This window comes from Ancylobacter oerskovii (assembly GCF_018390555.1).
Taxonomy (GTDB): Bacteria; Pseudomonadota; Alphaproteobacteria; order Rhizobiales; family Xanthobacteraceae; genus Ancylobacter; species Ancylobacter oerskovii.
In genome coordinates this window covers 220,569-235,486 of sequence record NZ_JAHBGB010000041.1, presented here as the reverse complement: position 1 = coordinate 235,486, position 14,918 = coordinate 220,569, and the positions used below count along the sequence as shown (strand labels likewise).

Below are 14,918 nucleotides of genomic sequence, written 5' to 3'. Positions count from 1 at the left end.
AAGAACGGGGCGGCAAGCGTTCGGCTTGCCGCCCCGTTTCGTTTGGCCCCCGCCCCGCGCCGGATCGCCGGAACGGGTCGCCGCCACGCCGTCCCCGGCATGGCGGCGTCCGTGTCAGCGCCGCAGCAAATTGGTCTTTGCGAGGTCGAGCACCTCGTCGCCGCGCCCGCTCATCACCGCGCGGACCATCCACAAGCCGAAGCCCTTGGCCTGGGCGAGCTCGATGGTCGGCGGCATGGAGAGTTCCTGCCGCGCCGTCACCACGTCCAGCACCGCCGGGCCGTCATGGGCGAACACGTCGGCGATCGCGCCCGGCAGGTCGCCCGGGTCCTCCACCCGCACGCCATGGATGCCCATGGCCCGCGCCATCGCCGCGAAGTCCGGGTTTTCGAGGTTGGTGCCGATCTCAACGAAGCCGTTCGCCTTCATCTCCAGCGCCACGAAGCCGAGCGTGCCGTTGTTGAAGATCACCACCTTCACCGGCAGCTTTTCCTGCTTCAGCGTGATGAGGTCGCCCATCAGCATGGTGAAGCCGCCATCGCCGGAGAGCGACACCACCTGCCGGCCCGGCTGCGACGCCTGGATGCCGATCGCCTGCGGCATGGCATTGGCCATCGAGCCGTGCACCAGCGAGCCGACCAGGCGACGCTTGCCGTTCATGGTCAGGTAGCGCGCCGCCCAGATGGTCGGGGTGCCGACGTCGAAGGTGAAGGCCGTGTCTTCCGCCGCCGCCTCGCTGACGAGGCGTGCCAGATATTGCGGGTGGATCGGCTTGTTGCCCGGCGTGCCGGTGGCGAGGTCGTCCAGCCCCTTGCGCGACGTGCGATACCGCGCCACCGCCTCGTCGAGATGGGTGCGGTCCTCGTTCACGGCGAGCTTGGGGATGAGCGCGTCGAGCGTCGCCGCCACGTCGCCGACGAGGCCGAGCTCCAGCGCGCAGCGCCGGCCGAGCTGCTCGGGGCGGATGTCGACCTGGGCGATCTTGATGCCGGCCGGCAGGAACTGCTTGTAGGGGAAGTCGGTGCCGAGCAGCAGCAGCACGTCGCAGGCATGCATCGCCTCGTAGCCGGAGGCGAAGCCGATGAAGCCGGTCATGCCGACATCGTAGGGGTTGTCGTATTCGACATGCTCCTTGCCGCCCAGCGCATGCACGACCGGGCTCTTGAGCTTTTCCGCCAGCGCCATCAGCGGCGCATGCGCGCCGGCGCAGCCGCGGCCGCAGAACAGGGTGACGCGCTCGGCGCCGTTGAGCAGCGCGGCGAGCGCATCGATCTCGTCCTCGGCGGGCCGCACCACCGGCGCCGGCGGCTTGAGCCCGGCATTGGCGGAGGTCGGCCGGGCAGGCGCTGGCTTCAGCGCGATGTCGCCGGGTATCGCCACCACCGCGACGCCGCGTTGGCCGATGGCGGCGCGGATGGCGTTCTCCAGCACGAAGGGCATCTGCGCCGGGTCGGAAACCAGCTCGCAATAGACCGAGCACTCGCGGAACAGGTTCTGCGGGTGCGTCTCCTGGAAATAGCCGCCGCCGATCTCCGAGGACGGGATCTGCGCGGCGATCGCCAGCACCGGCACGCGCGAGCGCTGGGCGTCGAACAGGCCGTTGATCAGGTGCAGGTTGCCCGGCCCGCAGGAACCGGCGCACACCGCCAGCTCGCCGGTGATCGCCGCTTCGCCGGCGGCGGCGAAGGCGGCGACCTCCTCGTGGCGCACATGCACCCAGTCGATGGCCTCGGTCCGGCGGATGGCGTCGGTGAGGCCGTTGAGGCTGTCGCCCACAACGCCATAGATCCGCTTGACCCCGATCTGGGTCAGGGTCGCGATGGTCAGCTCGGCGATGTTTCGGCTCATGGCAGGTGCCCTTCGAACGGGAGGTGGGATTTTCAAGACGACCGGGCGACTATCGATGATCCAGCCTCGGGCTCAATTCTACATTTGCTTTCCCCGGCATACGATCGGCCGATGAAAAACATACGAGTGTATAGGCTTGCGGGAGAGGGATTTTGCTAGCATGGCAACATGATGTGTATCCCTGCCCCCCGAGGATGGATGGCGGCCTCCCGCTGCCCGTGCCCTTCCCGCCCGCGCCCCGGGCGTCCGCGACGCGGAGCCGCGCGGTGAGCGCTCGCCTTGCCGCCCTGCTGCGGCCCGGCGGATCGCTGGCGCCCGTCTTTGCGGCGCTGCTCGCCGCGGCCATCTTCGCCGTCGATACGCTGACGCAGCTCGATATCGCCATCGCCGTGCTCTATGTCGCGGCGGTGATGCTGGCGGCGGACCGGCTCACCCCGCGCGGCATCCTGCTGGCCGGGGCGATCTGCATCGCCCTCACCGCCGTCAGCTTTCTCGCCGTCCATGGCGACCGCTACGACCTGCAGGCGGTGATGCGCGCGGTGGTCGCCACCGTCGCCATCGGCATCGTCACCCTGCTCTCGCTCCGCCACAGCCGCTCCAGCGAGATGATGCACGGCCAGGCGGCGCTGCTCGACCTGACCCACGACGCCATTCTGGTGCGCGACGCCGCCGACACCATCCTCTACTGGAATCGCGGCGCGGAGGAGCTCTATGGTTGGCCCGCCGGCGAGGCCACCGGCCGCAAGACCACGGAGCTGCTGCGCACCGTCTTCCCGGTCAGCCGCGAGGCCTCGAACGCGCAGTTGCAACGCGACGCCCGCTGGGAAGGCGAGCTGCGCCACACCCGCCGCGACGGCACCCATGTCGTCGTCGCCAGCCGTTGGTCGCAGCACCGCGATCCCCAGGGGCGGCCGGTCGCCACCATGGAGACCAACAACGACATCACCGCCGGCAAGCAGGCCGAGGAACGGCTGTTGAAGGCGCAGGCCGAGCTGGCGCAGGTGACGCGGATGGCGACGCTCGGCCAGCTGATGGCGTCGATCGCCCATGAGGTGAACCAGCCGCTCGCGGCGGTGGTCACCAATGGCGAGGCGGGGCTGCGCTGGCTGCGCCGGCCGGTGCCGGACGTCGCCGAGGCCAGCGCCTCGGTGGAGCGGATGATCGCCAATGGCCGCCGCGCCGGCGACGTGGTCGCCCGGCTGCGGGCGCTGTCGCGCCGGGACGAGCTCCGCCACGAGCCGGTGGCGCTCAACCCGTTGATCGAGGAGACGCTGGCCATCATCGAGCGGGAGCTGCAGCATCACCGCGCCCGGCCGCAGCTCGACCTCGCGGCGGACCTGCCGCTGGTGAGGGGCGACCGCGTGCAGCTGCAGCAGGTGCTGACCAATCTCGTCATCAACGCCGCCCAGGCGATGGACGGGCTCGCCGGCAGCCGGCCGCTGGTGGTGCGCTCGCGGCCGGGACGCGACGAGGCCGGCGAGCCGGTCGTCGAGATCGCCGTCGTCGACCGCGGCGCCGGCGTCGCGGCGGAGGCGATGCCGCGGCTCTTCGAGCCGTTCCACAGCACCAAGTCCCAGGGTATGGGGCTCGGCCTGTCGATCTGCCGCTCGATCGTCGAGACCCATATGGGCCGCATCGAAGCCCTCCCCAATGCCGATCGCGGAATGACCTTCCGCGTGATCCTGCCCGCGCTCAAGGAGCCGACCCCGTGATTGCGACCCCTCCCCCGCGCCGCGCCGCCGCCGAGCCCGCCGAGCCCATGGTGATCGTGGTCGACGACGATCCGTCCCTGCGCGAGGCGCTTTCCAGCCTGTTCCGCTCCATCGGCCTCAGCGTCGAGCTGTTCGGCTCGGCGGCGGAATTCCTCGCCGCCCGGCTGCCGGACGTGCCGCGCTGCCTGGTGCTCGACATCCGCCTGCCCGGGGTGAGCGGGCTCGACTTCCAGTCGCAGCTCGCCCGCAGCGAGCGCAACATGCCGGTGATCTTCATGACCGGCTACGGCGATATCCCGATGACGGTGCGGGCGATGAAGGCGGGCGCGGTGGACTTCCTCACCAAGCCCTTCCGCGACCAGGACATTCTCGACGCCGTCTCGGCGGCGATCGAGCAGGACCGCGCGCGCCGGCAGGCCGACAGGGCGGTGGCCGGGGTCCAGGAACTCTACGAAACCCTGACCGCCCGCGAGAAGGAGGTGATGGCGCTCGTCACCTCCGGGCTGATGAACAAGCAGGTGGCGGCGCAGATCGGCCTCAGCGAGATCACCGTGAAGATCCATCGCGGCCATGTCATGAAGAAGATGAACGCCCGCTCCCTCGCGGATCTCGTGCGGATGGCGGAGACGCTGGGCCTCGCGGCACCGAAGAGATAGACGACGCAAACCTTCATATAATTCCGAAGCCGTCTCTTGTGCGCGATATAGAGGGGACAGGAGGCGTGCGATCGGTACGCGTCCCGATCAGCGAGAAGGAAACGAGTATTGTGCGCCAGACCGCGATGATCTCGATCATCGATGATGACGAGTCGGTGCGGACCGCGACCGCAAGCCTGGTTCGGTCGCTGGGTTTCGAGACCAGCACCTTTGCGTCGGCCGAGGATTTCCTTCGTTCCCCGCGGCTGCTCGACAGCGACTGCGTCATCACCGATGTCCAGATGCCCGGCATGAGCGGCGTCGAGCTGCAGACCCGCCTGCGGCAGGGCGGCCACCACATGCCGCTCATCTTCATCACCGCCTTTCCCGAGGAGCGGCTGCGCCGCCAGGTGACCGCCTCCGGTGCCATCGGCTTCCTGTCGAAGCCGTTCGACGGCGGCGAGATGATCGCCTGCCTCGACCAGGCGCTCAGCCGCCCGGCCTGACCACCGCCTTCGCCCGCGCCCTCCGGCGCCTCGCGCCCGCGCGGCCACCGCGCAAACCGAAGTATGAGGCCGCCACCCCAACAGCCGATTTCCGGCGGCCGCGCCACCGGCTAGTCTCGCTCCCGACATCCCGGCACGGCGGGCCGCGACGGCCGGACAGGCGCCGGACGTGCAGCGCCGCCCGCCGAAAGGCCAGCCTCGCCTACCGCATTCAACCCGCCCGATTGGAGAGCCTGACATGACCGACATCCCGGCCAAGACGCGCCAGATCGCCCCGCTGCGCACCCCCACCGATCTCGGCGCCGACGCCACCCGCGACATCGCCGCCGCGCTGACCGCCCTGCTCGCCGACATGTTCGCGCTCTATCTCAAGACCAAGAACTTCCACTGGCACCTGTCGGGCCCGCATTTCCGCGACTACCATCTGATGCTCGACGAGCAGGGCGACCAGATCTTCGCCACCACCGACGCCATCGCCGAGCGGGCGCGCAAGGTCGGCGGCACCACGCTGCGTTCCATCGGCCACATCTCCCGCCTGCAGCGCCTCGCCGACAACGATGCCGACTATGTGACGGCGCAGGACATGCTCGCCGAGCTCGCCGAGGACAATCGCGCGCTCATCGGCTTCCTGCGCGCCACCCATGTGGTCTGCGAGGAATATAACGACGTCGCCACCACCAGCCTCCTCGAAGTGTGGATCGACGAGGCCGAGCGCCGCAGTTGGTTCCTCTACGAGTGCACCCGCTCCAACCATTGAATGCGCGCCGTCCCGCCGGTGCCGTCATGGCGCCGGCGGCGGCCAGCGGAGATATCCGATGCCCGACGCCCTCTCCCGCGCCGGCGTGCTGCCGGCTGGCGTGCTGCCGGCTGGCGTGCTGCCGGCTGGCGTGCCCGCTCCCGCCTTCACCCTGCCGGCGACGCCGGACCAGTCGCTGTCGCTCGGCGACCTCCGGGGCAAGCCGGTGATCCTCGCCTTCTATCCCGCCGACTGGAGCCCGGTCTGCGGCGACCAGATGGCGCTCTACAATGAAGTGCTCCCCGAGTTTCACCGCTATGGCGCCCAGCTGGTCGGCATCTCCACCGACGGGGTGTGGTGCCATGCCGCCTTCGCCGCCGAGCGTCGGCTGCATTTTCCGCTGCTGGCCGATTTCGAGCCCAAGGGCGGGGTGGCGCGCCGCTACGGCGTCTATCGCGAGACGGAGGGCACCTCCGAGCGCGCGCTGTTCGTCATCGACGGCGAGGGCGTGATCCGCTGGAGCTACGTCTCGCCGCTCGGCCTCAATCCCGGCGCCGACGGTATCCTCGACGCACTGGATGCGCTCGCGGCGAAGAACAGCGCGGGAGCCGCATCATGAGCACGCTCAAGCCCCCGGTGGGTCCCGACGATCACGGCCAGGGGCCGGCCGACGCGCCGGTCACCCTGGTGGAATATGGCGACTATGAATGCCCCTATTGCGGCGAAGCCTATCCGGTGCTCAAGGCGGTGCAGGCGGAAATGGGCGACCGGCTGCGCTTCGTGTTCCGCAACTTCCCGCTCACCCAGCAGCATCCCCATGCCGGCCGTGCCGCGGAGTTCGCCGAGGCGGCCGCCGCCATCGGCCGGTTCTGGGAAGCGCACGACCTTCTCTATGAACGCCAGGACGCGCTCGACCAGGCCAGCCTGCACGCCTATGCGCGGATGATCGGCCTCGACGACGCCCATCTCGCCGCCGCCTTCGAGGGGCGCTACGACGAGAAGATCCGCCGCGATTTCTCCGGCGGCCTGCGCAGCGGCGTCAACGGCACCCCGACGCTGTTCGTCAATGGCGAGCGCTATGACGGCCCGCGCGACGTCGACAGCCTGTTGACGGTGCTGCGGGCGGCCGCCGCGGAGCGGATATGAGCGTGCCTCCGGCGCTTATTCGTGCGTTCTGGCAAGAAGTCCCCTCGCCTTGGCCGATGACACGCGGCATGACGGCCCTATAATGGAAGCCACCTCACCCAACGTCATGAAGAACCGCCATCCGCGATGCGTCGACAAGCAGCCCCGGGCAGCCTGGCATTGAAATGCCGTTATGCCGGGGCTGCCGCTCTGGCCGCGGCGATCTTCGCCATAGACAGCTTCACCATGCTCAGCAGCGCCGTGGCGGTGCTGTATGTGCTGGTGCTGATCCTCATCGGCGACACCGCGTCGGAGCGCACCATCCGCGCGACGGCGGCCGGCTGCATCGCCCTCGCGCTGTTCAGCTTCTTCTACGGGCATGACGACGCCGTCGCGCTCGACGCGGTACTGCGCCTCGTCTTCAGCGTGGCGGCGGTGCTCGCCACCGCCTTCATCGTGCTCAAGCGCCTCGCCGACCAGCAGACCGTCGCCTCGCAGGCGGAACTGCTCGACGTCACCAGCGACGCCATCTTCCTCACCGACGTCGCCGGCCGGGTGATCTACTGGAACCATGGCGCCGAGGCGCTCTATGGCTGGAGCTTCGACGAGGCCTACGGCCAGGACCCCCACGCCCTGCTCGCCACCCGCTCCGCCCCCTCCCGCAGCGCCATACGCGGCGCGCTGGCGCGGGAGGGCTCGTGGGAGGGCGAAGTGACCCAGACCACCCGCGACGGGCGCACCATCCACGTCTTCAGCCGGCTGCGCCGGCGCACCGAGCCCGGCCGCTATGAAGGCACCACGCTCGAGACCAATACCGACATCACCCAGCGCAAGGCCGCCATCGAGGCGCTGAGCCAGAGCGAGCAGCGCTTCCGCACCATTTTCGAGACGCTGGCGGTGGCGATCTGGGAGCACGATCTGCGGCCGGTGAAGGCCGAGCTCGACGCGCTGCGGGCGGAGGGCGTCGAGGATCTCGCCCAGCATCTCGGCCAGCGCCCGGAGCTGCTGCGCCGCATCCGCGCCAGCGTCCGCATCACCGATGTGAACAGCACCGGCCTGCGCCTGATGGGCGTGTCCTCCAAGGAGGAGTTCTTCACCCATCTCGACGGTTTCCTCACCGATCCCGACGAGGATTTCATCGCCTTCCTGCTGGCGCTGGATGCCGGCGCGCCGCATTTCCAGAGCGAGGCCGGCATCCGCACCCGCCAGGGCGAGCTGCTGCGGGTGCTGGTGGCGTTCAACTTCCCGCCGCCGGAACTGCTGGACCGCGTGCAGGCCAGCGTCCTCAACATCACCGAGCGCATCCGCGTGCAGGAGGCGCTGCAGCGCACCCGCGGCCAGCTCGATCACGCGCTGCGCGCCGCCACCATCGGCGAGGTGTCCGCCTCCATCGCCCACGAGATCAACCAGCCGCTCGCCGCCATCAGCGCCCATGCCGCGGCGGCCGGACGGTGGATGGACCGCGACCCGCCGAACCTCGCCGAGGTGCGGGCCTCGCTCGATGCCGCCGGCGCCGCCGCCCACCATGCCTCGCAGGTGGTGCGCCGGGTGCGCTCCTTCATGACCAAGGTCGAGCCGGAGCGCACGCGCCTCGACGTCGACGCGCTGGTGGAGGAGGCGATGCGCCTGGTCCAGGGTGAGATCGTCTCCCACGGCGTGGCGCTGGCTCCGGTGCTGGAAGCCGACGGCGTCGCCGTCGAGGGCGACCGCATCATGCTGCAGCAGGTGCTGATCAACCTGATCACCAACGCCGTGCAGGCCATGCACGCCACCCCGGCCGGCGAGCGGCGGATCGCCCTGCGCACCTGGCGCGCCGGCGGCAGGGTCGGCATCGAGGTGCGCGATTCCGGGCCGGGCTTCGGCGCCGAGGCGGCGCAGAAGGCCTTCGAGCCCTTCTTCACCACCAAGGCCGGCGGCATGGGCCTCGGCCTCGCCATGTGCCGCACCATCGTCAACGCCCATGACGGCGAGATCCGCATCGACATCCCCGGCGACGACGCCCCCGGCGGGCGGATCTCGATCACGCTGCCCGTCGCCGGCCGCGCCGCGCCCGGCTTCTGACCGGCGGGGCGCTCACGGCGCCGGGGGCGTTCCCCCGCGTTCCGCGGCACCGGCCTTCAGCCGGCGCCCCAGCGCCTCGATGAACAGGCGCACCTTGGCCGGCACCAGCCGCCGGGTCGGGTAGACCGCCCAGATGGCCAGCGGCTCCGGCTCGGCATCGGCGAGCCGCACCGGCCGCAGCACGCCGCGCGCCAGGTCCTCGTGGAGGTTCCAGTCCGACAGATTGGCGATGCCCAGCCCGCCGCGGCAGGCCTCGTGGAGCGCGTCCACCGAATTGGCGGAGAACCGCCCGGCCACCTTCACCCGCCGCGTCGCCGTGCCGGCGCGGAAGCTCCAATGCGACGCCCCGCTCACCGTCAGGCATTCGTGCCGTGCCAGATCGGCGAGGCTGGCCGGCGCGCCGTGCCGGTCGAGATAGGCCGGCGCCGCCGCCAGCCGCCGCGGATTGTCGGCCAGCCGCTGGGCGATGAGGCTGCTGTCGTCCATCGGCGCGATGCGGATGGCGAGGTCCAGCCCCTCGGCGACGATGTCGACCACGCTGTCGGAAAGCTGCAGGTCGACGCTCACCTGCGGATGCGCCGCCATGAAATCCGCCACCAGCGGCGCCACCACCTGCCGGCCGAAGGCGAGCGAGGCGCTGAGCCGCAGCAGGCCGCTGGCCCCGCCCTGCCGGCCGCGCAGGCTGGCGAGCGCCGCGGCGCGCTCCTCCAGCAGCGCCTCGGCATGGGGGAGGAAGGAGAGGCCGTCATCGGTCAGCGACAGCGCCCGCGTGGTGCGATGCACCAGCCGCACGCCGAGCTCCTTCTCCAGCCCGGCCAGCAGCCGCGTCGCGCTCATCGGCGACAGCCGCAACCGCCGGGCCGCGCCGGCGAGGCTCCCCGCCGAAGCGATCTCCACCAATAGGGCCAGGGCGTCGAAATCCATTGCATCAGAATCCGATACAATCGTGCATCACTGCAAGACACTATAACGGATGTCGCGAAGGATTATCTTCAGCGCAACCGATACCGGCCACGCGATGCCGGCCGATCGACACCCGACAGAGGCGACCGACGCCGGACCGTTCCGCGCCATGCGCGCGCCTGTCGGCCGCAGGAGAGATATCATGACCACGCAAGACAGCGTGCACGGCGAAGGCGTGCACGCGCCGGCCGCCCTCGGCCATGCCACCACCTTCGCCATGGCGGCGGCCGCCGGCCTCGCCGTCGCCAACATCTACTACAACCAGCCCATGCTCGCGATCATCGAGCAGGAGCTGCCCGGCCCCGCCACCGCCGCGATCCCCACCGCGACGCAGCTCGGCTATGCCGTCGGCCTGTTCCTCCTGGTCCCGCTCGGCGATCTCGTCGAGCGGCGCCGGCTGATCGTGGCGCAGTTCGTGGCGCTGGCGGCGGCGCTGGTGCTCGCCGCCATCGCCCCCACCGGCGCGACGATCGTGCTGGCCTCGCTGGCGGTAGGGCTGGCCGCCACGGTGGCGCAGCAGATCGTGCCGCTCGCCGCCCATCTCGCCGCGCCGGAAAAGCGGGGTGCCACGGTCGGCACCGTCATGGCCGGCCTGCTCACCGGCATCCTGTTCAGCCGCACCCTCGCCGGCTTCGTCGCCACCCATGGCGGCTGGCGCGAGATGTTCTGGCTCGCCGTGCCGATGGCGCTCGCCGCCGCCGGGCTGATGGCGCTCGTCCTGCCGCACAGCCGACCGGATTCCACCCTGCCTTACGGCCGGCTGCTGCATTCCATCGCGCATCTGTGGAACGAGTTCCCGGCGCTGCGGCTGGCGGCGCTGACGCAGGCCGCCCTGTTCGCCGCCTTCACGGTCTTCTGGACCGTGCTCGCCTTCCGGCTGGAGGAGCCCCGCTTCGGCCTCGGCGCCGATATTGCCGGCCTGTTCGGCCTCGTCGGCGCGGTCGGCATCCTCGCCGCGCCGCTGGCCGGCCGCTTCGCCGACAGGCGCGGCGCCTCGCAGGCGGTGATGCTGGGGGCCGTCGTGACGCTGGTCTCGTGGTTCGTCTTCGGTGCCTGGGGCTCGCTGGCCGGGCTGGTGGTGGGGGTGATCCTGCTCGATTTCGGCATACAGAGCGCGCTGGTCTCCAACCAGCACATCGTGTTCTCGCTGCGCCCCGCCGCGCGGGCCCGGCTGAACACCGTGCTGATGGGGGCGATGTTCCTCGGCGGCGCCCTCGGCTCCGCCACGGCGAGCCTCGCCTGGAACGCCGGCGGCTGGGCCGCGGTCTGCGCCCTCGGCATCGGCCTCTCGGCGGTGGCGACCGCGCTGCAGCTCGCGGCTCTGGCCCGCCGCCGTGCCGGGTGACATTCTCGGTTCCGCGCCGTTTCGGGTCCACACGCCCGTGACGGCGCGGAATGGATTTTGAGAAGCGCGTCGCCGCCCGGGCCGTCAGGATCGTCGGGCCGGCGGCGATGCGTCCGCCCGAAGGGAAGGCCCCCGTGACCATGCTCGCCAAGACGCCCCCCGATCCTGCCGCCGCCACCGGCCCGGCCTCGCCGGGGGACGAGGCGCCCTTCTCGCTCGCCGCCAGCCTGCGCCGCCTGCTGATCCCGCTGGTGGCGATCCTGGCGCTGGGCGGCCTGCTCGTCTATGCCAATGGCCGCTGGAGCCAGTGGGCCAGCGACCGGCCGGTGCAATATACCGACGACGCCTATGTGCATGCCGATGTCTCGACGCTCAGCGCCCGCATCAGCGGCAACGTGCTGAAGGTGCTGGTCGACGACTATCAGGCGGTGAAGGCCGGCCAGCCCCTGGTCGAGATCGACCCCGCCGATTACCAGGCCGCCCGCGACGGCGCGCAGGCGGCGGTGGAGGGTGCGCAGGCGGCGCTCACCAATCTGCGCAACCAGGAGGAACTCCAGCGGGCGGTGATCAGCCAGGCCGAGGCGCAGCTCGTCTCCGCCCAGGCCGCCGAGGTGGAGATGAGCGAGGAGTTCACCCGCCAGCAGACCCTGGTGCAGGGCGGCATCGCCGGCACCGAGCAGAAGCTGCAGCAGGCCACCGCCAATCTGGCCAAGGCGCAGGCCGACGTCCGCTCGGCGCAGGCGGCCATCGAGGCACAGAAGCGCCAGCTCGACGTGCTCACCGGGCAGGAGGGCACGCTGCGCGCCAATCTCGACGCCGCCAACGCCAATCTGAAGACCGCCGACCTCAAGCTCGGCTACACGCAGGTGAGCGCCCCCTTCGACGGCATCGTCGGCACCCGCCTCGTGCAGGTCGGCGATTACGTGAACATCGGCACCAACCTGATCGCCGCCGTGCCGATCCCCAATGTCTACGTCATCGCCAATTTCAAGGAGACCCAGCTCACCCATGTCGCGCCGGGCCAGAAGGTCGACATCACCGTCGACACCTTCCCCGGCCAGACGCTGCGCGGCGAGGTGGAGCGGGTCTCGCCGGCCAGCGGCTCGGTGTTCGCGCTGCTGCCGCCCGACAACGCCACCGGCAACTTCACCAAGGTGGTGCAGCGCATCCCGGTGCGCATCGCCATCGAGCCGGGGCAGGCGCTGACCGGCAGGCTGCGCGCCGGCATGTCGGTCGAGGCGGCGATCCATATCGACGCGGCGAAGTGACGGCCATGGCCGCCCTCGCCGCCGCCCCTCCCGCCCCGGCGCAGAGCCGGCCCTATGGCCGGCCGGCGCTCGCCGCCGCCGCGGTACTGCTCGGCTCCTTCCTCGTCGGCTTCGACACGCGGCTGTTCTCCATCGGCCTGCCGGATCTGCGCGGCGCCTTCGGGCTCAGCTTCGACCAGGGCGCCTGGCTGTCCACCATCGCCACCGCGCCGCAGATCTTCATCGCCCCGGCCGTCGCCTGGCTGGCGGCCACCTTCGGCGTCGGCCGGGTGCTGTTCTGGCCCAGCCTCGCCTATGCGGTGGTGTCGATGATCATCCCGGAGGTGCGCAACTGGGAGACGCTGGCGCTGCTGCACGGGCTGCGCGGCTTCCTGCTCGGGGTGTTCATCCCGGCGACGATCATGATCATCTTCCGCAACCTGCCGCTGAAATGGTGGGTGCCGGCGCTGGCCGTCTACGCCTTCCGCCTCGCCTTCTCGCAGAGCGCCGGCGTCGCCATCGTCGGCTTCTACGAGATCCACCTGTCCTGGCAGTGGGTCTATTGGCAGGACGTCTTCCTCGCGCCGCTCATCGGCATCCTCGTGCGCCTCGGCTCGCCGGTGGAGAAGGTCGACTTCGCCCTGCTGCAGCGCGCCGACTGGGGCGGCATGGCGCTGCTCGGCTCCAGCTGGGCGCTCATCTATGTGGCGCTCGACCAGGGCAACCGGCTGGACTGGCTGCAATCGGGGCTGATCCTCACCCTGCTGCTGGCCGGCATCGTGCTGCATCTCGGCTTCTTCGCCAACGAGATGCTGGTGAAGGCGCCCTGGGCCAGCCACCGGGTCATCGCCAAGCGCAACATCCTGCTCGGCTTCCTCGTCATCCTCTGCTTCAACCTCGCCAGCATGTCGAACAGCCTGCTGGTGCCCAATTTCCTGTCCAACGTGATCGGCCTGCGGCCGGAGGAGATCGGCGGGCCGATCTTCGTCGGCGTCGCGCTGCCGCTCTTGGTGATCATGCCGATCGCGGTGGTCATGATCCGCCTGTTCGATGCGCGGCTCAGCCTCCTGATCGGCTTCCTCGCCTTCGCCATCGCCGCGCATATGGGCACCCAGATCACCCATGAATGGTCGCCCTGGAGCTTCCTGCCGATGCTGCTCATCCAGTCGGTGGGCCAGGGCTTCACCTTCCTGGCGGCGGTGGTCTATCTGCTCACCAATTCCGATCCGAAGCAGGCCACCGCGGTCGGCGCCTATATCCAGGTGCTGCGCCTCGGCGGCGCCGAGACCGGCATCAGCATCATGATGACCTTCCTGCGCCATCGCGAGCAGTTGCATTCCTATCTGCTCGGCCTGCACGTCTCCGCGGCGAGCCCGAAGGTGACGGACGCGCTGCATGGCTTCACCGCGCCCTTCGCCGATGCCGGCGCCTCGGCGCAGCAGGCCAGCGCGCGCGGCGTCGCCAGCCTCGCCGCCGTGGTGGCGCGGGAGGCGAACGTGCTCGCCTATATTGACGGCTTCCAGCTCTGCTACTGGGGCGCGCTGGCCGGACTCCTCGTCGTCGCCCTGCTCGGCCAGGCGCCGCGCGGGCCGCTCAGCCCGCGCCATTACTGGGGCTGAGCCCCGGCCTCAGCCGAGGAAGGCGCCGAGCCGCCGGCCATATTCCACCACTGCCCGCCCATGCGGCAGGCGCGCCCGCTCATAGGCCGCCAGCGCGCCGGCGAGGTCCGGCTGCCCGGCCAGCGCGTCGCGCAGGGCGAAGGCGTCGCCCGCCGCCTTGGCGACGCCCATGGCGGTGTGCGGCCGGGCGACGAAGGCGGCGTCGCCGGTCAGGGCGAGACGGCCGGCGACGAGGCGCGGCGCCTCGTAGTCGAAGATCGCCTGCACGAAGGGGCGCGGCTCCGCCGCCACCGCCGCCGCGAAGGCCGGCGGCAGCAGCCGGGCGGCATCGGCGCGCAGGGCGTCGGCCGCCGCCGGCGCCATCTGCCCCGGCGCCAGCGAGAAGTCGTGGCGCTGCCCTTCCGCGTCGGTGAGCACGCCCGCCAGTTCCTCCGGCGTGTAGCGCCGGTACCAGACCCAGTTGTAGCGCCGCCGCCCGCGCTCGATCGCCCCGTCCGCCCCGGGCACCAGATAGCCCAATGCCTGCGAGCCCGGCATGTCGTGGAAAGCGAAGCGCTCGAACAGCGTCGCCGCCGCCTCGGGCGGCATGGCCGCCTCCGGCACCAGCCCGCGCCAGGCGACATAGCCGGCATAGGCGGGCTGCGCGCCCGGCCCGGCCACCGCCTCGCGCAAGGTCGAGCCCAGCCCGTCGGCGGCGATGACGAGATCCGCCTCCTCCACCCCGCCATCGGCGAGATGCACCCGCGCGCGCCGCGCCTCCTGCGTCACGCCCGTCACCGCCCGGCCGCCGACATAGCCCCCCTCCGGCACCCGCTCGCGGAAGGTGCGGAACAGCCGGTCCCAGGAAAGCTGCGTCTGCGGCGTCGCCTGCCGGTGTACGATGGCGCCGGCGCGGTCGAGATGAATGCGCTCGCGCGCCACGACGCCGAAGGTCGCGAGATGCGCGACCCCGGCCTCGCGCAGCATGTCGAACACCTCGCTCTGGGCGACGAGGCCGGCGCCGCGCCCCTCGAGCCCCAGCGCCGAGCGCTCGAGAAGGGTGACGTCGTGCCCGTCCCGGCGCAGCAGCTCGGAAACGAACAGCCCGCCGACCGAACCGCCGGCAATGATGATGCGCATGA

The 14,918-nt window shown here is 70.9% G+C and carries 13 protein-coding genes; 10 read left to right on the top strand and 3 right to left on the bottom strand.

Annotation, left to right across the window (positions count from 1 at the left end; translation table 11 throughout):
* Positions 1-114 precede the first annotated feature (114 nt).
* Complete coding sequence (poxB, locus tag KHC19_RS19715; protein WP_213354658.1) at positions 115-1,848, bottom strand: ubiquinone-dependent pyruvate dehydrogenase; 1,734 nt, start codon at positions 1,846-1,848, stop codon at positions 115-117.
* Positions 1,849-2,114: 266 nt separating this feature from the next.
* On the opposite strand from poxB, the gene KHC19_RS19710 reads away from it, so the two are divergent.
* The 7 genes from KHC19_RS19710 to KHC19_RS19680 all read left to right on the top strand — a co-directional run bounded on the left by KHC19_RS19710 (position 2,115) and on the right by KHC19_RS19680 (position 8,623).
* On the top strand, positions 2,115-3,560 hold the full coding sequence (locus KHC19_RS19710; protein WP_343207763.1) for a sensor histidine kinase: 1,446 nt from the start codon (positions 2,115-2,117) through the stop codon (positions 3,558-3,560).
* A 47-nt stretch (positions 3,561-3,607) separates the two neighbouring features.
* Positions 3,608-4,216 (top strand): response regulator transcription factor, encoded by a 609-nt coding sequence (locus tag KHC19_RS19705; protein WP_213355161.1) that lies wholly within the window; start codon positions 3,608-3,610, stop codon positions 4,214-4,216.
* Between the two features lie 125 nt (positions 4,217-4,341).
* Complete coding sequence (locus tag KHC19_RS19700) at positions 4,342-4,701, top strand: response regulator transcription factor (protein ID WP_213355159.1); 360 nt, start codon at positions 4,342-4,344, stop codon at positions 4,699-4,701.
* Positions 4,702-4,939: 238 nt separating this feature from the next.
* Positions 4,940-5,458 carry a Dps family protein gene (locus KHC19_RS19695; protein ID WP_213354654.1) on the top strand — a complete coding sequence of 173 codons (519 nt, stop codon included), beginning with the start codon at positions 4,940-4,942 and terminating at the stop codon, positions 5,456-5,458.
* 58 nt (positions 5,459-5,516) lie between these two features.
* Complete coding sequence (locus KHC19_RS19690; RefSeq protein ID WP_213354652.1) at positions 5,517-6,056, top strand: redoxin domain-containing protein; 540 nt, start codon at positions 5,517-5,519, stop codon at positions 6,054-6,056.
* Positions 6,053-6,583, top strand: a complete 531-nt coding sequence (locus KHC19_RS19685) for a DsbA family protein (protein ID WP_213354650.1) — start codon at positions 6,053-6,055, stop codon at positions 6,581-6,583. Before KHC19_RS19690 ends, KHC19_RS19685 begins: the two co-directional genes overlap by 4 nt.
* Positions 6,584-6,742: 159 nt before the next feature.
* Positions 6,743-8,623, top strand: a complete 1,881-nt coding sequence (locus tag KHC19_RS19680) for a PAS domain-containing sensor histidine kinase (RefSeq protein ID WP_213354649.1) — start codon at positions 6,743-6,745, stop codon at positions 8,621-8,623.
* Positions 8,624-8,635: 12 nt separating this feature from the next.
* On the opposite strand, the gene KHC19_RS19675 is transcribed toward KHC19_RS19680, so the two are convergent.
* A complete protein-coding gene (locus KHC19_RS19675) occupies positions 8,636-9,547 on the bottom strand; it encodes a LysR family transcriptional regulator (RefSeq protein WP_213354647.1) in 912 nt (303 codons plus the stop codon).
* Positions 9,548-9,728: 181 nt separating this feature from the next.
* Here KHC19_RS19675 and KHC19_RS19670 point away from each other — a divergent pair, with 181 nt between their 5' ends.
* From KHC19_RS19670 to KHC19_RS19660, 3 genes are all read left to right on the top strand, one after another.
* Positions 9,729-10,931 carry an MFS transporter gene (locus tag KHC19_RS19670; RefSeq protein ID WP_213354645.1) on the top strand — a complete coding sequence of 401 codons (1,203 nt, stop codon included), beginning with the start codon at positions 9,729-9,731 and terminating at the stop codon, positions 10,929-10,931.
* 140 nt (positions 10,932-11,071) lie between these two features.
* Positions 11,072-12,199: an HlyD family secretion protein gene (locus KHC19_RS19665; RefSeq protein WP_213355158.1), complete on the top strand. Its 1,128-nt coding sequence runs from the start codon at positions 11,072-11,074 to the stop codon at positions 12,197-12,199.
* 5 nt (positions 12,200-12,204) lie between these two features.
* Positions 12,205-13,797: an MFS transporter gene (locus tag KHC19_RS19660; protein WP_213354643.1), complete on the top strand. Its 1,593-nt coding sequence runs from the start codon at positions 12,205-12,207 to the stop codon at positions 13,795-13,797.
* A gap of 9 nt (positions 13,798-13,806) precedes the next feature.
* Here KHC19_RS19660 and KHC19_RS19655 read toward each other — a convergent pair whose 3' ends face one another.
* Positions 13,807-14,916: an FAD binding domain-containing protein gene (locus KHC19_RS19655; protein WP_213354642.1), complete on the bottom strand. Its 1,110-nt coding sequence runs from the start codon at positions 14,914-14,916 to the stop codon at positions 13,807-13,809.
* Positions 14,917-14,918 lie beyond the last annotated feature (2 nt).

Excerpts from the sequence above, each read along its gene's own strand:
- KHC19_RS19675 (WP_213354647.1), bottom strand. The coding sequence starts at position 9,547 with ATGGATTTCGACGCCCTGGCCCTATTGGTGGAGATCGCTTCGGCGGGG.
- KHC19_RS19670 (WP_213354645.1), top strand. The coding sequence starts at position 9,729 with ATGACCACGCAAGACAGCGTGCACGGCGAAGGCGTGCACGCGCCGGCC.
- KHC19_RS19700 (WP_213355159.1), top strand. The coding sequence starts at position 4,342 with ATGATCTCGATCATCGATGATGACGAGTCGGTGCGGACCGCGACCGCA.
- KHC19_RS19695 (WP_213354654.1), top strand. The coding sequence starts at position 4,940 with ATGACCGACATCCCGGCCAAGACGCGCCAGATCGCCCCGCTGCGCACC.
- KHC19_RS19660 (WP_213354643.1), top strand. The coding sequence starts at position 12,205 with ATGGCCGCCCTCGCCGCCGCCCCTCCCGCCCCGGCGCAGAGCCGGCCC.
- KHC19_RS19665 (WP_213355158.1), top strand. The coding sequence starts at position 11,072 with ATGCTCGCCAAGACGCCCCCCGATCCTGCCGCCGCCACCGGCCCGGCC.
- poxB (WP_213354658.1), bottom strand. The coding sequence starts at position 1,848 with ATGAGCCGAAACATCGCCGAGCTGACCATCGCGACCCTGACCCAGATC.
- KHC19_RS19690 (WP_213354652.1), top strand. The coding sequence starts at position 5,517 with ATGCCCGACGCCCTCTCCCGCGCCGGCGTGCTGCCGGCTGGCGTGCTG.
- KHC19_RS19685 (WP_213354650.1), top strand. The coding sequence starts at position 6,053 with ATGAGCACGCTCAAGCCCCCGGTGGGTCCCGACGATCACGGCCAGGGG.
- KHC19_RS19655 (WP_213354642.1), bottom strand. The coding sequence starts at position 14,916 with ATGCGCATCATCATTGCCGGCGGTTCGGTCGGCGGGCTGTTCGTTTCC.
- KHC19_RS19705 (WP_213355161.1), top strand. The coding sequence starts at position 3,608 with ATGGTGATCGTGGTCGACGACGATCCGTCCCTGCGCGAGGCGCTTTCC.